20 protein-coding genes and 2 pseudogenes are annotated in these 21,469 nt (G+C 43.1%); 6 read left to right on the top strand and 16 right to left on the bottom strand.

Features of this window, described 5'->3' with window-relative positions; translation table 11 throughout:
- Positions 1-159: a hypothetical protein gene (locus VB775_RS04795; RefSeq protein ID WP_281009159.1), complete on the top strand. Its 159-nt coding sequence runs from the start codon at positions 1-3 to the stop codon at positions 157-159.
- 56 nt (positions 160-215) lie between these two features.
- On the opposite strand, the gene VB775_RS04800 is transcribed toward VB775_RS04795, so the two are convergent.
- The 8 genes from VB775_RS04800 to VB775_RS04835 form a co-directional block, all read right to left on the bottom strand.
- On the bottom strand, positions 216-950 hold the full coding sequence (locus tag VB775_RS04800) for an energy-coupling factor ABC transporter ATP-binding protein (RefSeq protein ID WP_281009160.1): 735 nt from the start codon (positions 948-950) through the stop codon (positions 216-218).
- A 6-nt stretch (positions 951-956) separates the two neighbouring features.
- A complete protein-coding gene (gene cbiQ, locus VB775_RS04805; RefSeq protein ID WP_281009161.1) occupies positions 957-1,769 on the bottom strand; it encodes a cobalt ECF transporter T component CbiQ in 813 nt (270 codons plus the stop codon).
- 11 nt (positions 1,770-1,780) lie between these two features.
- The gene (locus VB775_RS04810; protein ID WP_281009162.1) at positions 1,781-2,098 is read right to left on the bottom strand and encodes a PDGLE domain-containing protein; all 318 of its coding nucleotides are present in this window, start codon (positions 2,096-2,098) and stop codon (positions 1,781-1,783) included.
- Positions 2,099-2,112: 14 nt separating this feature from the next.
- On the bottom strand, positions 2,113-2,814 hold the full coding sequence (locus tag VB775_RS04815) for an energy-coupling factor ABC transporter permease (protein WP_281009163.1): 702 nt from the start codon (positions 2,812-2,814) through the stop codon (positions 2,113-2,115).
- A gap of 143 nt (positions 2,815-2,957) precedes the next feature.
- Positions 2,958-4,649, bottom strand: coding sequence for an NAD-binding protein (locus tag VB775_RS04820; protein WP_281009164.1), 1,692 nt, complete (start codon positions 4,647-4,649; stop codon positions 2,958-2,960).
- Between the two features lie 267 nt (positions 4,650-4,916).
- Positions 4,917-5,246: a nucleotidyltransferase domain-containing protein gene (locus VB775_RS04825; RefSeq protein ID WP_281009165.1), complete on the bottom strand. Its 330-nt coding sequence runs from the start codon at positions 5,244-5,246 to the stop codon at positions 4,917-4,919.
- A 188-nt stretch (positions 5,247-5,434) separates the two neighbouring features.
- Positions 5,435-5,833, bottom strand: coding sequence for a type II toxin-antitoxin system VapC family toxin (locus tag VB775_RS04830; RefSeq protein ID WP_281009166.1), 399 nt, complete (start codon positions 5,831-5,833; stop codon positions 5,435-5,437).
- Positions 5,830-6,108 carry a hypothetical protein gene (locus VB775_RS04835; RefSeq protein WP_281009167.1) on the bottom strand — a complete coding sequence of 93 codons (279 nt, stop codon included), beginning with the start codon at positions 6,106-6,108 and terminating at the stop codon, positions 5,830-5,832. The genes VB775_RS04830 and VB775_RS04835 overlap by 4 nt, the downstream gene beginning before the upstream one ends.
- A 243-nt stretch (positions 6,109-6,351) precedes the next feature.
- Between VB775_RS04835 and VB775_RS04840 the strand changes: the two genes are divergently transcribed.
- Positions 6,352-6,672 (top strand): hypothetical protein, encoded by a 321-nt coding sequence (locus VB775_RS04840; RefSeq protein WP_281009168.1) that lies wholly within the window; start codon positions 6,352-6,354, stop codon positions 6,670-6,672.
- A pseudogene (locus tag VB775_RS26355) lies at positions 6,594-6,755 on the top strand (HNH endonuclease); the annotation flags it as partial. The gene VB775_RS04840 and the pseudogene VB775_RS26355, both read left to right, overlap by 79 nt.
- 171 nt (positions 6,756-6,926) lie before the next feature.
- Here the strand turns inward: VB775_RS26355 and VB775_RS04850 are convergent.
- Both VB775_RS04850 and VB775_RS04855 read right to left on the bottom strand, forming a co-directional pair.
- Positions 6,927-7,874 (bottom strand): Abi family protein, encoded by a 948-nt coding sequence (locus tag VB775_RS04850; RefSeq protein ID WP_281009169.1) that lies wholly within the window; start codon positions 7,872-7,874, stop codon positions 6,927-6,929.
- Between the two features lie 210 nt (positions 7,875-8,084).
- The gene (locus VB775_RS04855) at positions 8,085-8,951 is read right to left on the bottom strand and encodes an Rpn family recombination-promoting nuclease/putative transposase (RefSeq protein ID WP_281009170.1); all 867 of its coding nucleotides are present in this window, start codon (positions 8,949-8,951) and stop codon (positions 8,085-8,087) included.
- 199 nt (positions 8,952-9,150) lie between these two features.
- Here VB775_RS04855 and bioU point away from each other — a divergent pair, with 199 nt between their 5' ends.
- Entirely contained in the window at positions 9,151-10,134 is a 984-nt protein-coding gene (gene bioU / locus VB775_RS04860; RefSeq protein ID WP_281009171.1) for a (S)-8-amino-7-oxononanoate synthase BioU, read from the top strand.
- A gap of 209 nt (positions 10,135-10,343) precedes the next feature.
- Here the strand turns inward: bioU and VB775_RS04865 are convergent, their stop codons facing one another.
- The 5 genes and pseudogenes from VB775_RS04865 to VB775_RS04885 all read right to left on the bottom strand — a co-directional run bounded on the left by VB775_RS04865 (position 10,344) and on the right by VB775_RS04885 (position 17,544).
- Positions 10,344-11,708 (bottom strand): DUF3084 domain-containing protein, encoded by a 1,365-nt coding sequence (locus tag VB775_RS04865; RefSeq protein ID WP_281009172.1) that lies wholly within the window; start codon positions 11,706-11,708, stop codon positions 10,344-10,346.
- A gap of 111 nt (positions 11,709-11,819) precedes the next feature.
- Positions 11,820-13,376: pseudogene (locus tag VB775_RS04870) on the bottom strand (iron uptake porin).
- 448 nt (positions 13,377-13,824) lie between these two features.
- On the bottom strand, positions 13,825-14,874 hold the full coding sequence (locus VB775_RS04875) for an ABC transporter ATP-binding protein (RefSeq protein WP_281009173.1): 1,050 nt from the start codon (positions 14,872-14,874) through the stop codon (positions 13,825-13,827).
- Positions 14,875-14,949: 75 nt separating this feature from the next.
- Positions 14,950-16,533, bottom strand: a complete 1,584-nt coding sequence (locus VB775_RS04880) for an ABC transporter permease (protein ID WP_281009174.1) — start codon at positions 16,531-16,533, stop codon at positions 14,950-14,952.
- A 3-nt stretch (positions 16,534-16,536) separates the two neighbouring features.
- Complete coding sequence (locus VB775_RS04885) at positions 16,537-17,544, bottom strand: iron ABC transporter substrate-binding protein (RefSeq protein WP_281009175.1); 1,008 nt, start codon at positions 17,542-17,544, stop codon at positions 16,537-16,539.
- Positions 17,545-18,054: 510 nt separating this feature from the next.
- Here VB775_RS04885 and VB775_RS04890 point away from each other — a divergent pair.
- A complete protein-coding gene (locus tag VB775_RS04890) occupies positions 18,055-18,993 on the top strand; it encodes an AAA family ATPase (protein ID WP_281009176.1) in 939 nt (312 codons plus the stop codon).
- A 207-nt stretch (positions 18,994-19,200) separates the two neighbouring features.
- Positions 19,201-20,355 (top strand): pyridoxal-phosphate-dependent aminotransferase family protein, encoded by a 1,155-nt coding sequence (locus VB775_RS04895; protein ID WP_281009177.1) that lies wholly within the window; start codon positions 19,201-19,203, stop codon positions 20,353-20,355.
- A 208-nt stretch (positions 20,356-20,563) separates the two neighbouring features.
- Here the strand turns inward: VB775_RS04895 and VB775_RS04900 are convergent, their stop codons facing one another.
- Positions 20,564-21,460 (bottom strand): type IV pilin-like G/H family protein, encoded by an 897-nt coding sequence (locus tag VB775_RS04900; protein ID WP_281009178.1) that lies wholly within the window; start codon positions 21,458-21,460, stop codon positions 20,564-20,566.
- Positions 21,461-21,469 lie beyond the last annotated feature (9 nt).

A 21,469-nucleotide genomic window follows, 5' to 3' on the forward strand; every position in this document is an offset into this window, starting at 1 on the left:
ATGAATCTCAAAAAAGGCGATCGCCATGCTGACACGACAAAAGAAAAAAAGGCGATCGATAATTTAGTTTACAAACTCTATCAACCGTTCTGTCGCATTCGTGGCTATATCTCGACGCTCAGAAAGCAAGGTGTTAATGTTCTGGAGATACTCAAATAGGTGTTTCTTGGAAACCATTTCTTTCCTGATCTCCAGCCTGATTAGTTATCTCTAGGCTAGCTTAAACTTAGAGGCATTTCTAGAGAATGAGCCAATAGAAACTCCCGATCGCTTAATACCCGTCTAGTTTCGCCATCATAGACAATCTCCCCCTCACTCAAGACTACGGTGCGATCGCATAGCTCAAGAACTAAGTCCAGATCGTGGGTGGCGATTAATTGAGTTTCAGGTAAAGTTTGCAAAAGCTGGATTAACTGACGACGCGATCGCGGATCGAGTTGGGCGGATGGTTCATCAAATACTAAAACCTGCGGCTGCATCGCTAAAACCCCTGCGATCGCCACTCGTTTTTTTTCACCACCCGAAAGATTATGAGATAAACGCTCTCTATATTTAGCCACATCTAATCCGACGGCTACTAAAGCCTCAGCAACACGTTCTTTTAAATGTTCACCTCGGATACCTTGATTTATTGCGCCAAATGCAACATCTTCCCAAATCGTTGGCATAAATAGCTGGTCATCGGGATTTTGAAACACTAAGCCGACAAAGTTACGAATCGATGATAAATTTGGATGGATGACTGGCATTTCCCCAATAACAATTTCGCCTTTCTGTGGCATGAGAATGCCATTGAGATGGAGAAGTAATGTAGATTTACCTGAGCCATTTGCTCCAATAATCGCTACTTTTTCGGTTGCTGCGATCTGGAGATTGATCCCTTTTAAAGCCTGAATACCATCAGGGTAGCGATAACTGAGGTTCTCAATGGAAATAGGATTGTGATGCAAAGCACTCTAACTAATAAAAACTTGACCAACTAAGATTACGATCATAACGCAAGCAATGGCTAAGCCATCGAGCCAGTTGCCTGTGGCTGATTCTATGATCATCGGAGTGCCTTGATAGCCACGAGCTAGCATCGCTTGATAAATGCGATCGCCGCGATCGTATGTACGAATAAACAGGACACCGAGCATATTACCTAATACCTGTCGTTGCCACGGGCGATCGCCTCGTTGATAGTTGTAGAGATTGCGCGGGTCAAAATTACGAGCAGTAGCCGCACGACGCATGGCATTAAACTCATTAATTAGCACGCCAATATAACGATACATGGATGCAAGAATGCTAATTAGCAATGGAGGCATTTTGAGCGTAACTAGAGCTTGAAGTAACAAGGGAATGGAAGTACTAAGGGTAAGAATATTTAATAGAAGTAACGATAGAAAAGCTTTGATACTCACGCTTCCTAAAATCATTAATCCATTCGTGGTGATTTGTAACCAACCCCATTGCCAGAGTATGTTTCCGCCACCTCGAAATAGTGTCCCTAAAAGAATGACACCCATAAACATTAACTCGATCGCCATGCGTTTGGCTAGTATTCCTAAATCGACTTTGCTCCAATAGAGAATGGGCAAAGTCATCGCTGCATATAGCGCCCAAGTCCACCATCTACCCATGGGCGTTAAAGCGATCGCAAATACCAATAGAAATATACAGAGCAAGCGTGTATGCACAGCTAAGCGATTCCATATATTTAGGCGATCGCTCTGGGAGTGAGACAGGCGATCGCTTGATTCAGTTAGATGAATATGGAGCAGCATAGATCCAGCTTTTATTTTGGTTCAGATTTGCGTACTGTGAGCTTGCCAACTCCCCATGCTAAGCCAAATGCAACCAATGTACCTGTAATACCTGCAAGAGCCGTGGATACTTTCTCGTCGGGAACTGCTTTGATCGAATATTCTTCAAAAATCTGGAAAAAGGGAAGTTGTTTAGTTGCTGGTTCTTCGATCGCTTTTTCTTCAAATTTTAAATCTTGAGCAACTCGATCTAATCCGTCAGGATCTTTGCTAGCAAAGGGTGATACCAATGCTGCAATACCTAGAGCTAAAGCTAATCCTGATAGTACAAAAATGTTTTTTTTATGCATTTGATTATGGTGACTTAAAAGTTATCTAATTCGGTTTGCTTGACTGCAAAATTAGGAGCATCATAAATTAACTCAGGACGAGTCTTCCAAATAAAACTAGTTACGGCAAGGGTGATGAATGCTTCACCAATACCAATCATGAAGTGCCAAGATAGCATCGCTGTCATTCCTAACGCTAAGGGAACCGTATCCGAAAGTGCTAATAGTACCGCGCAAACTGCGGCTGCCACGACCACACTTGTCCATGAAGCGATCGCCGTGCTGACACTCATGCCTAGCCATGTATTACGCCCAATTAAGAACCGCATCACTCGATAAAGGTAATAACCACCAAAGGTTCCCATTAGTCCCATGATTGTGATATTGGCTCCTAACGCAGTCAATCCACCATCCTGAAACATGATGGTCTGCACAATAAAGACCACCGACATGACTAACGAGCCAGCCCAAGGACCAAGCAAAATCCCCGCCAGAGTTCCACCCATTAAGTGTCCAGATGTACCGCCCACAATTGGGAAGTTGATCATCTGCGCGGCAAAGATAAAGGCAGCACTCACACCCATGAGCGGAACAGTGCGTTCTTTATATTCTGATTGCACACGATTAAGTGATAGCGCAATTAAGGCGATCGCTATACCTCCTGTAACCAAACTCACTGGCAAACTGAGGTAGCCATCGGGAATATGCATTGCTAAATGAACTGGAAACGAAAACATCTACACTCCATAAATTGAATAAGTTGATCTTTATCATAATGATGGGCGGCGCAAAGCGCCGCCCATCATTATGATAAAGATATTTGACTAATTTCGCATCCAAAATCACAGAAAGTTAATGTGGCGGCGACAATACTGGCTGTCTAGCTGACCGCTACTTGAAAAGGAGCAACCCGCCATAACTGCTCTAATTTTGCTGCTGGCATCGTCAAATAGAGAATATCACCTGCACTTAGAGAGGCTTCCAGTAAGTTCCATCCATGAATTGTTTGGCAGGAAGTTTCGATATAGAGAGGTACAAAATCTGCGGTCATCGAGGCTTCGCAGACTGGTTTTCCACAGAATGGATGATTGGGGGTAATCATTGTGGCGATCGCTACCCACAGACTGTCAGCAACTATGCCATTGCCAAGAATGCGTCCACCTAGCGCCGAAGAAGCAAAGGCGGGAGCCGCAATTTCAGGAGGACTAAGAACTGCTTCAAAATCAAATACTTCCTGCGCCATGCTGGCATAGTAGGGATCGTCATACCGCACAACTACCCGACAACGTGGGGCAATTCCCTTGGCATTCAGTGCAATTTCTAAATTTGCCGTGTCGTTACTGGTGACAGCAAGTAGGCTTTCAGCTTTTTCAAGATTGGCTGCTTTGAGAGTAGTCGGCAAACTCGCATCACCATGAATGACAGGAATACCATGTGATCGCACCGTATCTAAAAAGCGATTATTGAGATCACGTTCTATCACCAAGACCTCGTAGCCATAGCTGACTAGTTGCAATGCTGTCTGCACCCCAACACTTCCTAAACCACAAACAACAATGTGATTTCGATGGGGAACTCGCGTCGCATCCCAAAAGTTTCTCAGCCGTGAACCCAAAATAAAATCATTTAAAATCGCATAAAAAATTCCAATTACTGCCGTACCAATCAGCATCATGATGATTGTAAAAACTTTGATGCTATCGGCAGAATTTTCCACCACCATCTCGTTTCCGCCAGCACCTGTAATCATCCCCACCGAGAAATAGAGAGCATTCACTAAGGAAATATTCATTTGGAAGCTGGTATAAACCACTGTTGCCGAAAAAATCGTTAGCAATAGAGCGATCGCGGTAAACAGAACCGCTCGTCCATGTTCATGAAAATGGCGAAAGCTCATAAAGAGTTTAGATATTTTCTGCAAGATTGGGCGCGATGCAGTTCTGACACTGGGCTGAGTACCAAGTAATAGGCGATCGCCGATTTGCAAAGTTCGACCATTTAACACGGCACTCACTAGATCGACTTTGCTCTCGTCGTAGGGTAGGTAATAGATCAACATGCGCGATCGATCTTCCCAAAACTCGGCTAGTGGTTTCCCAAACCAAGGATGATGATCGTCAATATATTCTTCGTGAATCGGCCAAGTCTGGTTAAATAGCCGCAACTGCCCGATCGCCTGACTTCCCATCGCACTAAAGGCAAATACAGGCGCAGCGAGAGCCGCGACACTCATGGTCAAATGATTGGGCAAGGTCAGGTCTAAACGCACGCCCAAACTGGAGTTAAACAATCGATTAATAATTCTGACATGGGGATTAAGCACCCTTGCTTGCATCAAAATTGTCAGGTTACGAGTTTCATCGGCTCCTGCCAAAATTAAGGTCTGAGCATCGCGAATTCCTGCGGCAAGCAATGTCTCGGCAGCCGCCAAATCACCGATAATAATTTCGGCATCAGCTTGATGAATCGGGCGATCGTGTATGCCCACAACAAGACAACCTTGCTGTTTTAGCAAACCCAAAATTTTGTAACCCGTGCGATCTAGACCACAGATGATAATGCGGGGTTTCATTGCTTATGCGCGATGGCGATCGCTACCCATAGAACTATCGTAACTATTGTGAGCTATCGATGACATTGTGACTGTAGCTGATAATACCTGTGTCTCCTAAAACGCAGTATGGTGTCCTCTCAAGCCAGAAAGTTACTCTGAACATGCGCCCGAAGTCTAGGACAAGGCGATCCCTACGAAATATTTAGGTGTTGCCGTATTATTTGACGAATCTGGATACAGTCAGAAAAAGCATTATCGAGAATCGCAAAGTCTCCTTCCGCTTTATCAACCCACTCTTGCGTGATTGGTTTCATAGAGAATACGACCTCTTTGGAGAATGTCTTGAATAAAAAAATCACCCATCTCTAAACGCTGTTGAATTTGTTTGGATGTTCGAGCGATTAAATCCAGTGAGAAGGTAGGTCTGAGCTTTTTGCGGATTTCGATCGCCTTATAAACTGGCAGTCCTTCAAATGGCAATATCACCAGTAAATCAACGTCAGAGTCTTGGTTTGGTTGAGCATAGGCATAGGAACCAAACAGAATAATTTGATCGGGATGAAACTGCTCGACAATCTGTTGACTATATGATTGAATTTGGCTATAGCTAATCATTTTGACTAAAGCTTAATGGCTTAATTCGTTTTTATAATAACATTATGGCGATCGCCGTTTGAGCATGGGTTAACCTCCAAAATTGCGCGATCGCTACTCTCACATTTTGCCATAGGCTAGCAAATATTTAGATTGTCTTCTCTCTGACCCAGCGTTCAATTAATGGCACTTCAAATTTATAGCATTTGTCATTCAATAAACGGATTCAAGATTTGAATATTACAACCTTCAAAATCACGAGTATTGCGTGTAACCAGAATTAGATCGTGAACTTCAGCAGTCGCAGCAATAAGAATGTCAGCTTGAGAGCGAGAAATACCTTTTGTTCTGAAGTTACCACGCATTAGCCCTGCACATTGAGCTATTTCAGGTGTTACTGGTAATATTTGGCATGAATAACTTAGAAAATGCTGAAACCAATCTTGAATCCTTGCATTTGGCTTTGCTGTTAGTCCGTAAGTGATTTCTTCAATCGTAATTACACTTATGGCTATGAACGTAACATTTTGACTCCAATCAACTACGCCAGAATTTGGGCGAGGTCTAGCTAGCTCACTGATAATATTTGTATCGCAGAGAAAGGTCATGGCAGCATTTCCGCAAAGGGATTGGGGCGATCGCTACGAGGACTAATCTCAAAGGTATAGTTTTCCGCAATACAAATCTGTCGTAATTCATCGAAGGTATCGGCTAGGGAAGTCCGTTTTTGCTGTTGTTGCCATGTGAGAAATTCTTGAAATAGGTCAGCACGAATTACCGCAGCAACAAAGCGATCTCGCTGATAAATTAGTTGAGGAGTTTGTCCAGAAGCATTAACAACTTCCAAAAATTGTTCTTGTGCTTCTTCAATTTTCCAAGTCATAGGTTTTTAGTCCTTACGATAAATTGGTTGTTTACATAACATTCGCGTAATACTCTTGAGCTTAGCCACAAAATAAATGCGAGATCGCTACTCTCATATTTTGCCATAGGCGAGAATATATTCAGCTTGCCTTCTCTCTGACCCTGCGTTTGATTAATGGCGCTTCAAATTTATACTGGTTATCGATTTTTCCGATATTGCGCTATTCTAAATAAAGTTTCTTAGAAAGATATGAGGTGAGAAATGATTACCCAATCAATGGTGCAGCCATCGTCACTTATACCTGTAGGGATGAATATTTTTCCTTTAGGTAATGTCTTTCTATTTCATCTCACGGATGATTTGCAAGATCGCCTAGAAAACCTTTTAGATCGGAAGAAAGCAAATGCTCTTACCAATGAGCAAATTGCTGAACTTGAAGGTATTACTGAACTATCTCGCATCTTTACTCTGATTAATGCTCAAATCGCTGAAAAAGCCGCATGGTGTCCTCTCAAGCCAGAAAATTTGTCCGAGAACGCGCCCGAAGTCTCTGTGAATACTGCCATTCACCAGAATATCTAAATAGCGATCGCTTTACAATGGAACATCTTCTGCCGCAATCTTTAGGTGGTACGGATGATGTGGACAATCTTGCACTTGCTTGTTCTCAATGATGATTGCCACAATGACAGGTTTATCATCCGAGCGAGAGCGTTATAGCTCAGAGGTGGTTGGCATTCTCCAGATGGTGATCCTTGCTTGTAAATAAGCGATCACCACACCAAAACCCTCAATCGACTTCTAGTGTAAAGCGATCTCACATAACCTCTTGAGATCTATTTCCAGAAATTATGATTTTGCCAATCGGTAGGGAAACCCATATCTTGAACGCTGACATATGGCATTATGGGAAAACTGTTAATTAACTCAGTAAGGCGTTGAGACCAAGAAGAGCGTTGATTTATGCTCTTTGAGAAATGACTAAGAATACAGCAAATACTGTATATTCTGGTGTTTACGCTATGTAAAGGAACTAGGGCATCAAAATCAGCCATTAGTCCTCGGCGGCTCGGCAAACTTGGACTTTCGACTAAATTAAGGTTCCATAGTCGCCCATGATGAGCAATAACATTACGAACATAATTGAGACTGCGTAACCAACTTGCCATAAATTTCCAATTGGAAATAGAAAACCTCGTTGCTACGCTAATGCAATGAGTTGTATCCATTCCGCTATAAAAGAGAGAAAGTAACCCAAAATCCCATAATTCGACAGCAATCCAGATAGGAAGTGTGGAACGATTGCCATATTTACGCTCGTGGTGCAAAACAAACTCGTCTTTTGAGCGATTGACAGATCCATTAAATTTTTTTAGCCATTCTTGATGTTGTGTTTTACCTGATGCATCAAGCCTAATGAAGCTGGGGCGAAAAAAATTGGGATTAATATGAGCAAAAGTATCACTTGCCCCCAAAAGCAAAGCAATTTCTGCTCTTACAGCAATTTCTACCCCTTCAATCGCATCAAGTAGTAATAGTTTGAATTTTTTATCGAATGTGCAAAGATCTCGCACATCTTCAAATTTGCTGTTAGGAAGAAAATTATCGCTTCGATGGCTTCCTACTATTTCACGAAACGGATACCAGTATGCACTCAGTCGATAGTAACCATTATGGCGTAGAAACTCCTTTGCAGCTATGTCATCTGTAACTTGAAGTCCACGCTGATTCAGTAAAACAAGTTGATCGTCTAAGGATAAATGGGGCTTGGTGTAGGTTGCCAATATACTGATTGTGAAATAAAATAGAGAACCCGTCCAAATACAGAAGTAAAGGACGGGTCGTATTAATATCCATACTACTTCCCTGTTTCCTTAACGTCAATAGCTCAGATGAGTTTTCTTTGATCGCCTAATCACAAAGGCATTTGTCTGCATGAAATAGGTGTTTCAGTACCCATCCTTCGTTAGCTGACTAGTACCCAGATCTTGATTTTATCCATTGTTACGCAACCAAGCATTTAAATCCGCAACAGTTTGTAAATCAAAGATAACTTCCGCAAGGTTTTCTAACTGCGTCACTGATAATTTCGTGATCCGATTTGTTGTTCGAGGGCTTAATTTCCCCAACTTGCGGGTAAGCATTTTTAGCAGCATCGAAACTTGTCTCTGCAAACCCTCTTGCTTGCCTAACTGCAACCCCTCTTGCTTGCCCTCTTGCTTCGCATCTTGGTAAACGCGAGTATTTTTTAAATCGTTGAATGTAAACATGGCTTCGATCTCCTGACGACTTAACTTGGGGAACTTGTATACAAGTACGGTCTCTATAAATTTTACTACTTGGTCTTGCAAATCTGTATCTAGCTCTTGCTGGACTTTTTCGTTAATTTGTCTCGCGAGGTCAGGGGTTTGTTTTTCTGGAGCCAATATTAGTTGAATGATGGCAATAGTAAGGGAATCCGCTTCTTGATGTAACCAATCCTCTAAATACACACGGATGATTCGATTAGAAGTGATCATCTCCTGCACATGATCGACAATTTCTGGCTCACAATTGCGCTTAGCGAAAATGGCTACAGCTTGCCATTTGTTGCTTGGACGAAATTGATTGAGATATAGAAATATTTCTGATAGAAACTCCCAATAGAAGTCGGTTTTCGGTTGAAATTGGACTTCAAGAAAGAAAATCGGCTTGTTGTTGACTGTGGGCATGAAGATACCATCAAACCGAAACGCTTTCTCTTTGATTTCGGCTGTACTGAATTGATAGCCTTCTGCATCTGAAATTGGGCGATCAATTAGCTCAAAGAGTAGCGTATGGAATGATTGGAAGAGTTGATAAAAGAGGGTATCGGTTTTCATCGCTGATTAGCTTATCACGCTTGAGCTAAGCCCAAAAGAAGAACTAGATTTTTGAGGATGGGCTTTGCTACACCCTCAAAAATTTGGTTCTTTATTAAGTTACAGGACTCTAATGTGCTATTGCGTCCGAAAATATGGCACATTAAGGGATCGCATCAGAATTGTAAACTCCCATAGTGATAAACGAAGTTAAACTTAAATGACATTAAAAGTTGGAATTTTAGGATTTGGTGGATTAGGTCAGGCGGCGGCGAAATTGCTTAGCGCTAAGCAAGAAATGCAGCTAGTCGTAGCTGCCGACAAAGAAGGCTTTGCCTATGACCCACAGGGGCTAGACGCTAACAAAGCGATCGCCACTTATCAAAACAAAGGCTCACTGGGCTATCTCGAAGGAGCAGGTACTCTTACTCAAGACAGTATTGCGGCAGCGATCGCTACCGCCAAGGATGTCGATGGTTATTTCCTCGCTTTGCCTAACCTACCCAATACCTTCATGGCAAGCGTGGCTAAGCAATTCATCGCTTCAGGTTGGCAGGGTGTGCTAGTGGATGCGATCAAACGCACTAGCGCCGTTGAGCAAATGATTGCCCTTGCCCCAGAGCTAAAAGCAGCAGGCATTACCTATATGTCTGGTTGTGGCGCAACCCCTGGTTTATTGACAGCCGCCGCAGCGATCGCCGCTCAGAGCTTTGCGGAAGTCCACAAGGTCGAGATTACTTTCGGGGTTGGTATTGCCAACTGGAACGCCTATCGCGCCACCATTCGCGAAGATATCGCTCATATGTCGGGTTATACCGTCGATATGGCTCAAGCGATGACCGATGCGGAAGTAGAAGCTCTGCTTGAAAAGACCAATGGGTTAATCTCGTTGGAAAATATGGAACATGCCGATGACATTATGCTCGAGCGTGTGGGAATTTGCGATCGCGATCGGGTCACCGTTGGCGGCGTAGTTGATACGCGCAATCCCAAGAAACCTCTCAGTACCAATATGAAGCTGACAGGTCGCACCTTTGAGGGCAAGATCTCGACGCATACCTTCACCCTTGGCGATGAAACCAGCATGGCGGCAAATGTCTGTGGTCCCGCCTTTGGCTATCTCAAGGCTGGTAAACATTTCCATCAACGAGGTATTTACGGTTTGATGACTGCTGCCGAAGTGATGCCTGCGTTTGTCCGTTAATTTTCTATTTGGAGTATTTGTAGGGCGCGATAGCGAAAGTGTAACGCGCCTTAGAGAAGGTAATTTTGGCTTCTTTAAATGCCCATCTCCACGAATTTTTCTGTGATTGTGCTACGACATAAAACCAAAAAGATGAGTGGCGGCGCTTCGCGCCGCCACTCATCTTTTTGGTTTTATGTCGTAGCTATCTCTTGCGTCGCAATACTTACCTAACTAAAGCGGCCAATTTCAACGCCATTTTGACGAATTACCAGCTCTAAAATCAGAGAACTCGCAGGAAAAATAGCTTCCTTGGCGATAGCCTTAATTTCATAGGGAGTCTTAAGCTCACTCACTACTTTAAAAAGCTCAGTCAAAGCCTCAGGTGGAAAATTGCCGACTTTACCTGTAAGTGGATTAGCTAGTACCCCCTCTCGACGAGCGCGAAAACTGACTAACAAAAATAGTTGCTCAATTCTTGATGCAAGAGCCTGAGGCGCTAGATCAGGAGTAAATTGCAAGGAAGCAATTTCAGCGCCAGGAGCAAATATTTGGCGGTTCAGGGTGACATCAGCAGCGATCGCAATTCTGGTCTCGCGTTTAAGAAAGTTACCTGCGGAGAGGATACGGATCACATAGCTTTGTCCGTCTTTAATTCGATCTATCAATCCTTCGATCTGTGCTTCTGTAATTTTGATGACTGGTTCTTTGGGAGCTTGATCGGGAAGGAAATCTAATAGTTCGCGTGCATTGCGCTCAGCTTGTTGCAACAGTTGGGCGCTAGCTTGACGCAACTCCGATTGACTCAGATTTGGTCGCACAACTCCTATAGATAAAATCTGATCCGCAAAAACAGCTACGTTGCCTTTGCGTAAAGCTTCAAGGCTAATTAATAATTGCTCACGAGCCGATTCGAGGGAAGCAACTTCTGCTCCAAGGGCTACCCGTTGCTTTTCAATTTCTGCCAAGCGTTGTTCGGATTCATCAACCCTTTGTTTGAGAGTTTCGCGATCGCGGGAAATACTGGTCAACTCATTAGAAATTCGATCTTTTTCATCCCGCAGTTGATTACTTTCAGCTTGGAGACTTTCTTGCTCAGCACTCAAACTTTGGATGCGATCGCGCAGATCGGCTTCCTGCTGTGAGGCTTTTTGCAGTTGTTCGTTAGCTTCTTCAAATTTGCTCTCAACTGACTGTAACAGTGCTTGAGTCTCTGACTGTTTTCGCAAAGCTTGGACTAAGGATTGATTAATCTGCCCTAGACGTTGTTGTGCTTTTTCCTGTTCAGTTTTCGCAGCATTTAGCTCAGTTTCGACTTTTTGCTTCTGTTCTTGGCTGCTAGCTAATTCCGAGCGAATACTTTCAAGACGAAATAATCCATCCCTTAGCTGACCACTTAGCAATAATAAAATCCCTAAGGTGGATGCAGAGATCATTCCCCCTGTAGCGATCGTCACGACAGTAGCAGTATCACGCGGTCTTAATTTGAATATGCTAAGTCGCGCCTTTCCAACCTTAGTACCGATGCGATCGCCTAGCGTCGCGATCATACCTCCTAAGATCAAAATCGCTAAAATCAGCGTATATCCAGCCATGTAACTCCTGAGTCCTCACGCTGTTGATTTTAGCAGACAAGTCTAAAGATTTTTACAGCAAAAAATAAGGAGGCGCAACGTGCCTCCTTATTTTTTTGCTAATTGATGAAGTTAGAAGGTAAAGGTAGTTCTTAACAATCCAACTAATTGAGTTGCATTATTACTGTTGTGTTCAGGGCTAAAAATCATCAATAGACCTGGGGTAATGGAGATGTTGCGATTCAGTTGGTAGCGATAGAAAGCTTCTAAATGAATGGAAGTATCTCTGTCAATCCTAGCGGCGTTGGTATTCGATGTGGCTTTGGGCGGCACACCGACAATCAATCCACCAAGGTTTCCCTTTTGGAATAAATCTGGGAAGGCAAAAGTCACTGCAAAGTTAAAGGAATCAGCATTTTGACTTGCACCAGTCTCTGACTGAGCATTGGTAAAGCCACCCCATCCAGAGACAATAAATTGTGGTGTAACTTCATAGCTAGTCACTAAACCATAGGTATTTGCAGAAGTGGCAATATTGCCAAAGGGTTGACGCGCATTGTTACTACCCGTGCTGCCTGTAAGGTTGACACCACCACTGCCAAAGTAAGTTCTGGCATACTGGAGTCCCACCTGAAACTATTTGCTAGGAGAGAAGGTCAACTGAGCTAATGCTCCATAGCTGCCGCCGAATAATCCTTGATTGGGGTTGCTAGCAGTATCGCGAGGGGAGCGATACGCTAAAGCCAACTGTACGGCATCACTAAATTTATGGGAGATGCCAAATCCAGAACCATCAACAATACGATAGGTGGGGCTGAAACGTCCAAATCGCGAAATAGAACCGCGACCACCGCTTTCTAGGGGATTTAAGGATGGAGCGATATTTTCGGAGCCATGTCCACTAACAAGTAACCAACCTGTAGTTTGATTAGAAATGGGGAACCGATAGAATAAATCATCGATTTGAAACTGATTGCTAGTATTAGCATCAAATCCGAGACGGGTCATATTTGTGCCAGTCCCAGTCGTTAAGGAATTGTTATACGAAGGGACATTGCCTGACTGAAGGCGCACACGCAGTAGATCTTTTCCTGTAAAGCTGGTGTTGAAGTTTAACCTGACCCGATAGGAAAGAGTTGTATTGGTGGGATCGATATTTGTCCCTGTCCTATTGCCAAAGGTGTCAGATAAAGCCATGATTGCTTCACCATTCAGCTTTGTGGTTGTCGAAAACTGCTGAGCTTCCAATTTGGTCGTCTTCGCTTCAAGGCTATCAACGCGACCACGGAGGGTGGCAAGCTCAGCCGCAAATTCCTCTTGCAATTTCTGCAAAGTCTCTAAATCTTCGCGATTAACTTTGTCGGCTAACCCCGCCGAAATGATTTCATTAATCTTGTCTAAACAAGCATTAAGTCCAGCCGCGAACTCAAATCTGCTTGTCGCTTGTCTGCCACGAAAGGTGGAATCGGGATAACCTGCGATACAGCCATAACGTTCTACTAACGACTGTAAAGCCGTAAAAGCCCAATCGGTGGGACGGACATCTGAGAGTTGGGAAACAGAAGTTACTTGGGCGATCGCATTTTCTTGCAGACTGGTCTTTTCGATAATTTGGGAAGCGATCGAAGAGTTTCCAGACTGACTAGGGCTTTCTTGTAAAGAACTTAAAGGTTCGGCATAGGTTGGCATAACAGCCAGAAAACTAGCGGCAAAGCCTGAAGCCACAGTAAAAGCAACGGATAGATGTTTATTCAATTTATTACTCCTCAATTTTGATTACACACACTTTTCCAAAAACTGTCTTAAAAATTGCTTTTTAGATACTTGTGATATTTATCTGTTGAGATTGCTATTGTAGCGACTCTTATTAAGAATAATACTAATAAAAGAAAGCACACTGTTTTTTTAATAGCCTAAATAACAGATAAAACATCCATAGTAAAACTAGCAAAGACCTCAACTGGCTTTACTTTTACAAGTATTGATATTTGCATTTCTAAGGTTGTTTTGCAAGCACAAACAATTTTTATCTTATTAGTAGTAATATCATTAATTAAAGTCCAATGTCAAACTTATTGATAGTAATTTTTAATAAGCTATAGAAGATGTCAGGAGGTAAACGCCAATCACTGAGAATCTAGCCTAAACTTTCAAAAATTCTGACTTTACTATTGGTCATTGTTAACTGTACAGGCGTACCTTCGGGAATGGATGTATCAATTCCCGTTCTAACATTGATTTTCTGACCAGAGGGCGTATATAGACAGTAGTGATATTCTCTACCCAAAAAGCGCCGACTGTGAATTACGAGGGGACTGGGAGCATGGGGCTTTAAGGTGAAGTCTTCTTGACGAATCATGATTTCTCCCGTTAATTGAGAACGCATCGTTTTGATTTTAAATTTGCCAATCTCCGTTGACCAAATATCCTCCTGACGATAAGCAGGTAAGAAATTTGCTTGAGTCACAAATTCAGCCACAAACCTTGATTTGGGATAGTTGTACAGTTCTTCGGGTGTGCCAATTTGCTCTAAATGTCCTTGGCGCATTACCCCGACAACATCACATATGGCAAGAGCTTCCTCTTGATCATGGGTAACAAAAATTGCGGAAGTTCCAGCCGCTTTGATAATTGAGCGCATTTCTTCGCGTAGTTGTAATCGCACTTGCACATCTAAATTTGATAGAGGTTCGTCCAGTAGTAATAGCTTGGGTTGAGTTGCCAAGGCTCTCGCTAGAGCCACTCGCTGCTGCTGACCGCCCGAAAGTTCGTGGGGATAACGCTGTTCTAAACCTGTGAGTTGCACAAGTTTTAAGGTTTCCCATACTCGCTGTTTGATTTCATGTTTATCAAGTTTTTTGAGTCCAAAGGCGACATTTTTTAAAACAGTTAAATGCGGAAATAGGGCATAGTCTTGAAATACAAGCCCCACATCTCGCGATTCTACTGGTATCCAATTATGGCGATCGCCGACTATTTTTCCATCAATGGTGATTTTGCCATCTTGAGGACGTTCAAGCCCTGCAATTAACCGCAGCAGAGTTGTTTTACCACACCCCGATGGACCCAGAAATCCTAAGATATCTCCTTCGTTCAAACGCAAAGATACTTGCTCAACCGCAGGCATACCATCTTTGGTAAATTGCTTGGTAATATTTTCTAAGCTAAGTATGATTGGCTTTTGCATATCCTTTTGCGTATTTGCGATTAATGGAATTAAGGATTAGCATGAACAGCGCTCAGCACCGTTCATGCTAATCCATTAGGCTTGAGCTTTTTTTTCTTGGAATAACACTAATAGTGTCGAGATCATTGAAACAAATAATATCGCTAGGGAAGCCGCCGCCGCATCATCAAAATCAACATTTTCAGTTGCTTTCCAAATTTCGACAGATAGAGTGTCAAACTCAATTGGTGCAAGCATAATTGTGGCGGGTAGTTCCTTGATTGTCGTCAAAAATACTAGCAATGCACCGCTAAATAAACCAGAAGTAACCAGAGGAATCGTGACTTCGATGAGGGTTTGCCAAGGAGTTCGCCCTAGACTCCGCGCTGATTCTTCAATGCGAGGACTAACTTGTAATAGCGAACTACGAATGCTGCCCACGGATTGCGGTACAAATAATACTATGTAAGCAAAGATCAACATTGGTAAAGTTTGGTATAGATCGGGAAGATAATTTGCACCAAAAAATACTATTGCTAAAGCCACGACGATACCAGGTAAACCAAAAGCAATATAGGAACAGCGCTCAATCATTGCTGAAATTCTGCTCGGAAATCGTACTACTAAGATCGCAATTGGTAGTGCAAATAGAGTTGTTGAGATGCCAGCTAAACCTGCGGTAGATACCGAATTAAAAATTGCGGGAATTAGATTGGGAACTGTGTAGTCGGCACTGCTCATGCCCCTAAACAACCAAAATAGGCTCACACCAATGGGCAAGCCTACGCCTAAGAATGTAATCACCAAGCAAAAAACAAAGGCTACCCATTTCCAGATTCCTAAATTGACTAATTTGGGCGATCGCTGAGCAGCCGTTCCACGTGTATAGTAGACTGCACGGCTACGGAATCGATATTCAGTCCACAAAATGGTCATGACGAGGGCGACTAATCCCAAAGATAAAACAGCCGCAGTATTCCGATCAAAGCTGGTTTTATATTGAATGAAAATTGCACTGGTGAAGGTGTCAAACTGCATTAGTGAAGGTGTACCAAAATCACGCAGGCTATACAAAGCCACCAGCAACGCTCCCGCGATCAAAGATGGTTGCAACTGCGGTAAGATCACCTTCCAGAAGGTAGCACGGCTACTATAGCCAAGGCTGCGACTGGCTTCTTCGATCTCAGGATCTAGTCCTTGCAAAGCCGATCGCACGGTCAAAAGCATATAGGGATAGGTAAACAGAGTTAATGCCAAAATCACGCCAAACCAACCATAGAGGGAAGGTAATTCTTCGACTCCCAATGGCTCCAATAGTAATTGCAGCAAACTCCCCCTTGGCGAGAACGCTGCGATTAACGCAAAACTACCCACATAGCTAGGTACAGCTAGAGGTAAAGTGGTGGTCACAAACCAAAATCTGCGCCAAGGTAAGTTTGTTCGCACGGTCAGAAATGCTAAAGGCACAGCGATCAGCGCTGATAATAAAGTTACGGCTGATGCCATGCCGATGCTATTCCAAATGATCGTGAGATAACGAGATTCATAGGTTAGTTCTTCTAATCCTTCGCTACCCACATTAGCGGCGCGAAGGATTAGATAGAGAAATGGCAAAATAATTGCGATCGCCACCACCCCTGATGAGATCGTCAGAAACAATGGTGGACGAACAGACTTCATACCCTACAATACTCCTGCTTGCTTCATCACCCTCAAAGTACCTTGCAAATCAGATAGTTGACCTAGATCTAAGTTGGGAGGAGTGAGTTGATTGATAGGAATTTGACCTGATGGTCCCGCTATACCTCTGGCTAAAGGGTATTCGGTAGTTTGTTGGGCAAAATAATTTTGTGAGCTATTGCTGAGTAAATAGTTAATCAGCTTCTCTACGTCTTGGCGTTGATCGGTGGTTTTAAGAACCGCCACACCAGCAACATTGACCATAGAACCAGCATCTCTACGGGTATAGTGTACCGCAACGGGGAAATTAGCATCTTTCTTTTTAAACTGGCTCAGGTAGTAATTGTTAGCCAAGCCAACCTGAATTTCACCACGTCCAATTGCCTCTAAAATTGCGGTATTTTTACCGTAATTTTTAGTTCCATTGGCTTTCATGGCTCTCAACCATTCCACAGTTTTTGCGTCACCATTTAGCTTCCGCATTGCCGTCACAAATGACTGAAAAGAACCGTTGGTTGGAGCCCAGCCAACTTTACCTCGCCACTTGGGTTGAGTGAGGTCAAAAATAGATTTGGGTAAATCAGCACCTTTGACTAGTTTGGTGTTGTAATTGACCACCCGCGCCCGTCCAGAAATACCGATCCAATTTCCCGATGGTGAGCGGTATCGCGAGTCAACTTTGTTGAGGATTGTCAAGGGAATGCCGAGGGTGCGCCCACGCTGTTGCAAGGCTCCTAAAGCGCCTGCATCTTGAGCGAAGAACATATCCGCACGGCTGTTATTGCCTTCTTCTAAAAGGGCGATCGCTAATTCGGCGGTATCACCGTAACGAACTTGAATATTTAAATTGAGATCTTTTTTAGCTTTTTCGATCAAGGGACCGATCAGTTTTTGATCACGACCAGAGTAAATGATTAAGGTCTTTGACTGAGCATTGATATCTAAGGCTGTACCCAAGACTAAGGCTGACGCTAAAGCACCAACACCAAGCTTTACTAATAGATTCTGCAATTTATTTTGTTCTATTATTCATAATTTACTTTATTAAGATTATCAGAACTTAATCAATTAATGACAGTAATTTTTATTAATACTGATATTTAATGTCAATACTAGTACTGAATTAACGATGACATTAGAAAGGTGTATTCTAATATCATCTCCTGAAAACCTTGTTAAAGTAGCTTTACAGAAAAAATCTAAGGCAAAGCCAATCTAAAAAATTTGTAATAATGCTGCTATTCTTAGATATTTTTTATAAGATTAAATAGTAATCTTTATAGTTATAAGTAGCTGTATATAATTAAAAAATAGAATCAAAAGCTGTGGCGCACGCATCGTGCGCCACAGCTTTTAGGGTTTTATATTTAATTGCGCCTAGCTATTTAGGATGTCTGAGTTAATCCAGCACTTTGAGCCCTTAATCCAGTCGTCATGGTGTTACGCTAAAGCAGGAAATCAACAGTAAATTTAGTCCCGCTTGCGCTGTTTACTGATTGGCGTAGGTTTTGAGAGCAGAACATGGAAAAGCAACTTAAAGTACAACAGTTAGTTGATAATCTGGCGAAAGCGATCGTTGGCAAAGATGAAGCCATTCAACTGGTCTTAGTAGCACTATTTTCAGGTGGTCACGCTTTACTTGAAGATGTGCCGGGGGTGGGCAAGACTCTACTCGCCAAATCTCTAGCTGCCTCTATTTCTGGTAAATTTCAGCGTGTGCAATGCACCCCTGATCTACTACCCACCGACATTACAGGTACAAATATTTGGAATCCTCAAAAAGGTGAATTTCAGTTTTTGCCAGGTCCAGTATTTGCGAATGTGTTGCTTGCTGATGAGATCAATCGAGCGACACCACGCACCCAGTCAGCCTTGCTCGAAGTAATGGAAGAGAGCCAAGTCACCGTTGATGGCATATCACGGAAAGTCCCCTCACCATTTTTTGCGATCGCCACTCAAAACCCCATCGAGTATCAAGGGACTTTCCCTTTACCTGAAGCCCAACTTGATCGCTTTGCCTTATCCTTTAGTATTGGCTATCCCAATGAAGCGGAAGAGCTAGAAATGCTGAAACGGATGCAATCTGGAAAAATTGGCTCGGCTCAATTAGAAGCATGTATCACCCCTGAAGAAGTACTAGAAATTCGGCAACTCTGCACTCAATTACCCGTCAGTGATGCGACTAGCGAATACATAGTGAATATTGTTAGGGCAACTCGTAATGATGAGGAAATTACCCTTGGCGTGAGTCCTAGAGGTACGACAGCCCTATTGAGATCAGTTCAGACCTATGCCTTTATTCAACAAATGCTAGATCGCGATCGCAAGTCTAATTATGTGCTGCCTGATGATGTGAAGTTCCTAGCCCCATTTGTTTTAGGACATCGGATCATGGCGGCAGGCAGACGATCTCCACAGAAGATCATTCAGCGTTTGCTAGATGTCGTGCCTGTTCCTTAGATTACAGCTATTGTCGATTTTTGAAAGCCCGCCGTTGGCGGGCTTTCAAAAATCGATTTTGGTATTTCCAGCGCCAAAGACGCTGGAAATACCAAAATCGTTTTCATAATGAGAATTGCGGCTTATGCATTTGATTAATTTATTTGTCCATCTACTGCTATAGAATACTAGATCTAGTATTTAACCAAGCACTCAAGATTTCGACTCATGGAAGATAAGTTGATGTTAATGATTCCAGGTCCAACACCTGTGCCTGAACAGGCTCTGTTGGCTCTGGCAAAAGCTCCCATCGGACACCGAAGCGGCGATTTTAGCAAGGTCATGGCAGATGTGACCGCTAAGCTCAAGTGGCTACACCAAACAACTAATGATGTATTAATTCTCACCGTAAGCGGTACGGGTGCGATGGAGGCAGGCATCATTAATTTCCTCAGCAAAGGCGATCGCGTCCTTGTTGGTGATAATGGCAAGTTTGGCGAACGCTGGGTCGAAGTCTGTCAAGCCTATGGTGTCAATGCTGAAGTAATCAAAGCAGAATGGGGCAAGGCACTTGACCCCGAAGATTTCCGAGCCAAGTTAGAGGCTGATACCAATAAGGAAATCAAAGCTGTAATCATCACCCATAGCGAAACCTCGACGGGAGTTCTTAACGATTTAGTTGCAATTAATCGCCATGTCAAAGCCCATGAAAAGGCTCTGATTATCGTTGATGCAGTTACCAGCTTGGGAGCAATGAATGTTCCCATCGACGAATTAGGCTTAGATGTAGTCGGTTCTGGTTCTCAAAAAGGCTACATGATCCCCCCCGGATTGGGATTTGTGGCAGTTAGCCCTAAGGCATGGGAAGCTTATAAAACAGCGAATCTACCTAGGTTCTATCTCGATTTGGGCAAGGCTCGTAAAGATGCTGCAAAAAATTCCACTCCTTTCACTACTTCTGTGAATATGGTGATGGCGTTGCAAGCTTCACTAGAAATGATGCAACGTGAAGGTTTAGAAAATATCTTTGCGCGTCACTTGCGCCACCGTGAAGCTACTCGCGCCGCAGTCAAGGCTCTTAATCTGGGTTTATTGGCTCCTGATGATGCGGCGAGTGCTTCGATTACCTCAGTAGTTCCACCCGAAGGCTTGGACGCAGAAAAGATTCGCGCCACAATTAAGAAGAAATTCGATATTGTCATGGCTGGTGGTCAAGATCACCTCAATGGCAAGATCTTCCGCATTGGTCATCTCGGCTTTGTCGGCGATCGCGATATTCTCACAGCGATCGCTGCACTCGAAGCATCCATTTCGGCTCTTGGCTACAGTAATTTCACTTACGGTGCTGGTGTAAAAGCTGCGATCGAAGTCCTGAACGGCTAACTTCCTTTATAAACTGATGTTACGTGGAACTCAGATGGTGAAAATTTATTGCTGCTAGCGAAGCAGGGCAACCACGGGGGGATTGCCCCTACCCCAATAATTTGGATTCTGTAGGGGCTGTGCCCCCGTGCCAGCCCTAGCCCTCTACCATCACAAAAATTCTTTACACATAACATCAATCCATAAAAAAGGCGCAAAGCGCCTTTTTTTATGGATTGATTGAAGTATAAGCACTTGGGCATTTATATCCTTTATCTTGATTTTGAGGTTTAGTTGGGATTTGTTTAGTGGGAATATTGCTTTCACACAGAAGTAACTTTGTGACTTTTTGATTAGCATCATCACTAGCGATCGCATAGACAATCCCCGTATAAGCTTTCAATCCATCCTTTAAAGGAACCGCGCTATGCTGCGCCAGATTTCCCAAGATAGTAACTTTGTAGCTATAGAATTCTGAATTCAGCGATAATCCCGATTTTAATTGATTGATATCAGACGTGAATTGTCCTTGCGCTTGGAATACTTGCTGTTGCGATCGCATGATGGCGCGAATGGACGACTTGCTCTCTGCTTCTCGAATTAAGGCTGAAGTTGCTATCAGATCTTGCGATCGCAAGATTTTGATGTCACTAGGAATAGTTGTACTATCCGAAATTTTGGTTAGCTGTTGAGGCTGGGAATCTAGTGATGTGGGGCGAGGCTGATTGGGAACAGAATTGGCTATTTTTAACTGCCCATCACTATTGATTTCATAGATAGTTTGGGTAGTAAGATCGCCAAAAGTAAGATCAATTTGTTGGGGAGTTTTACTGGAGTTGACTTTAAAAGTACCTGCGATCGCAGTCTTACCTAATGGCAAATCTTCAGACAGAATGTAAACATTGCCATCAACATCATTTTGAGTCTCAAAAATTGCTGTACCAGTTTTAACTCCATTTTGTTTTTTAAATTCCCAAGTCCCCCCTAGTTTTTGGCTATTTGATTCCTTAATGAGAGACCCTGTATCATTACAACCTATCAACAATCCCATCGCAATGCATGGAGTGGTAATCACTTTGGCGAATAACTTAGCTACGGCAGCTTTTTGGGCGATTTGAGGTTTCATTGGCTTCTC

It is taken from the genome of Pseudanabaena sp. CCNP1317, assembly GCF_034931345.1.
Lineage (GTDB): Bacteria > Cyanobacteriota > Cyanobacteriia > Pseudanabaenales > Pseudanabaenaceae > Pseudanabaena > Pseudanabaena galeata.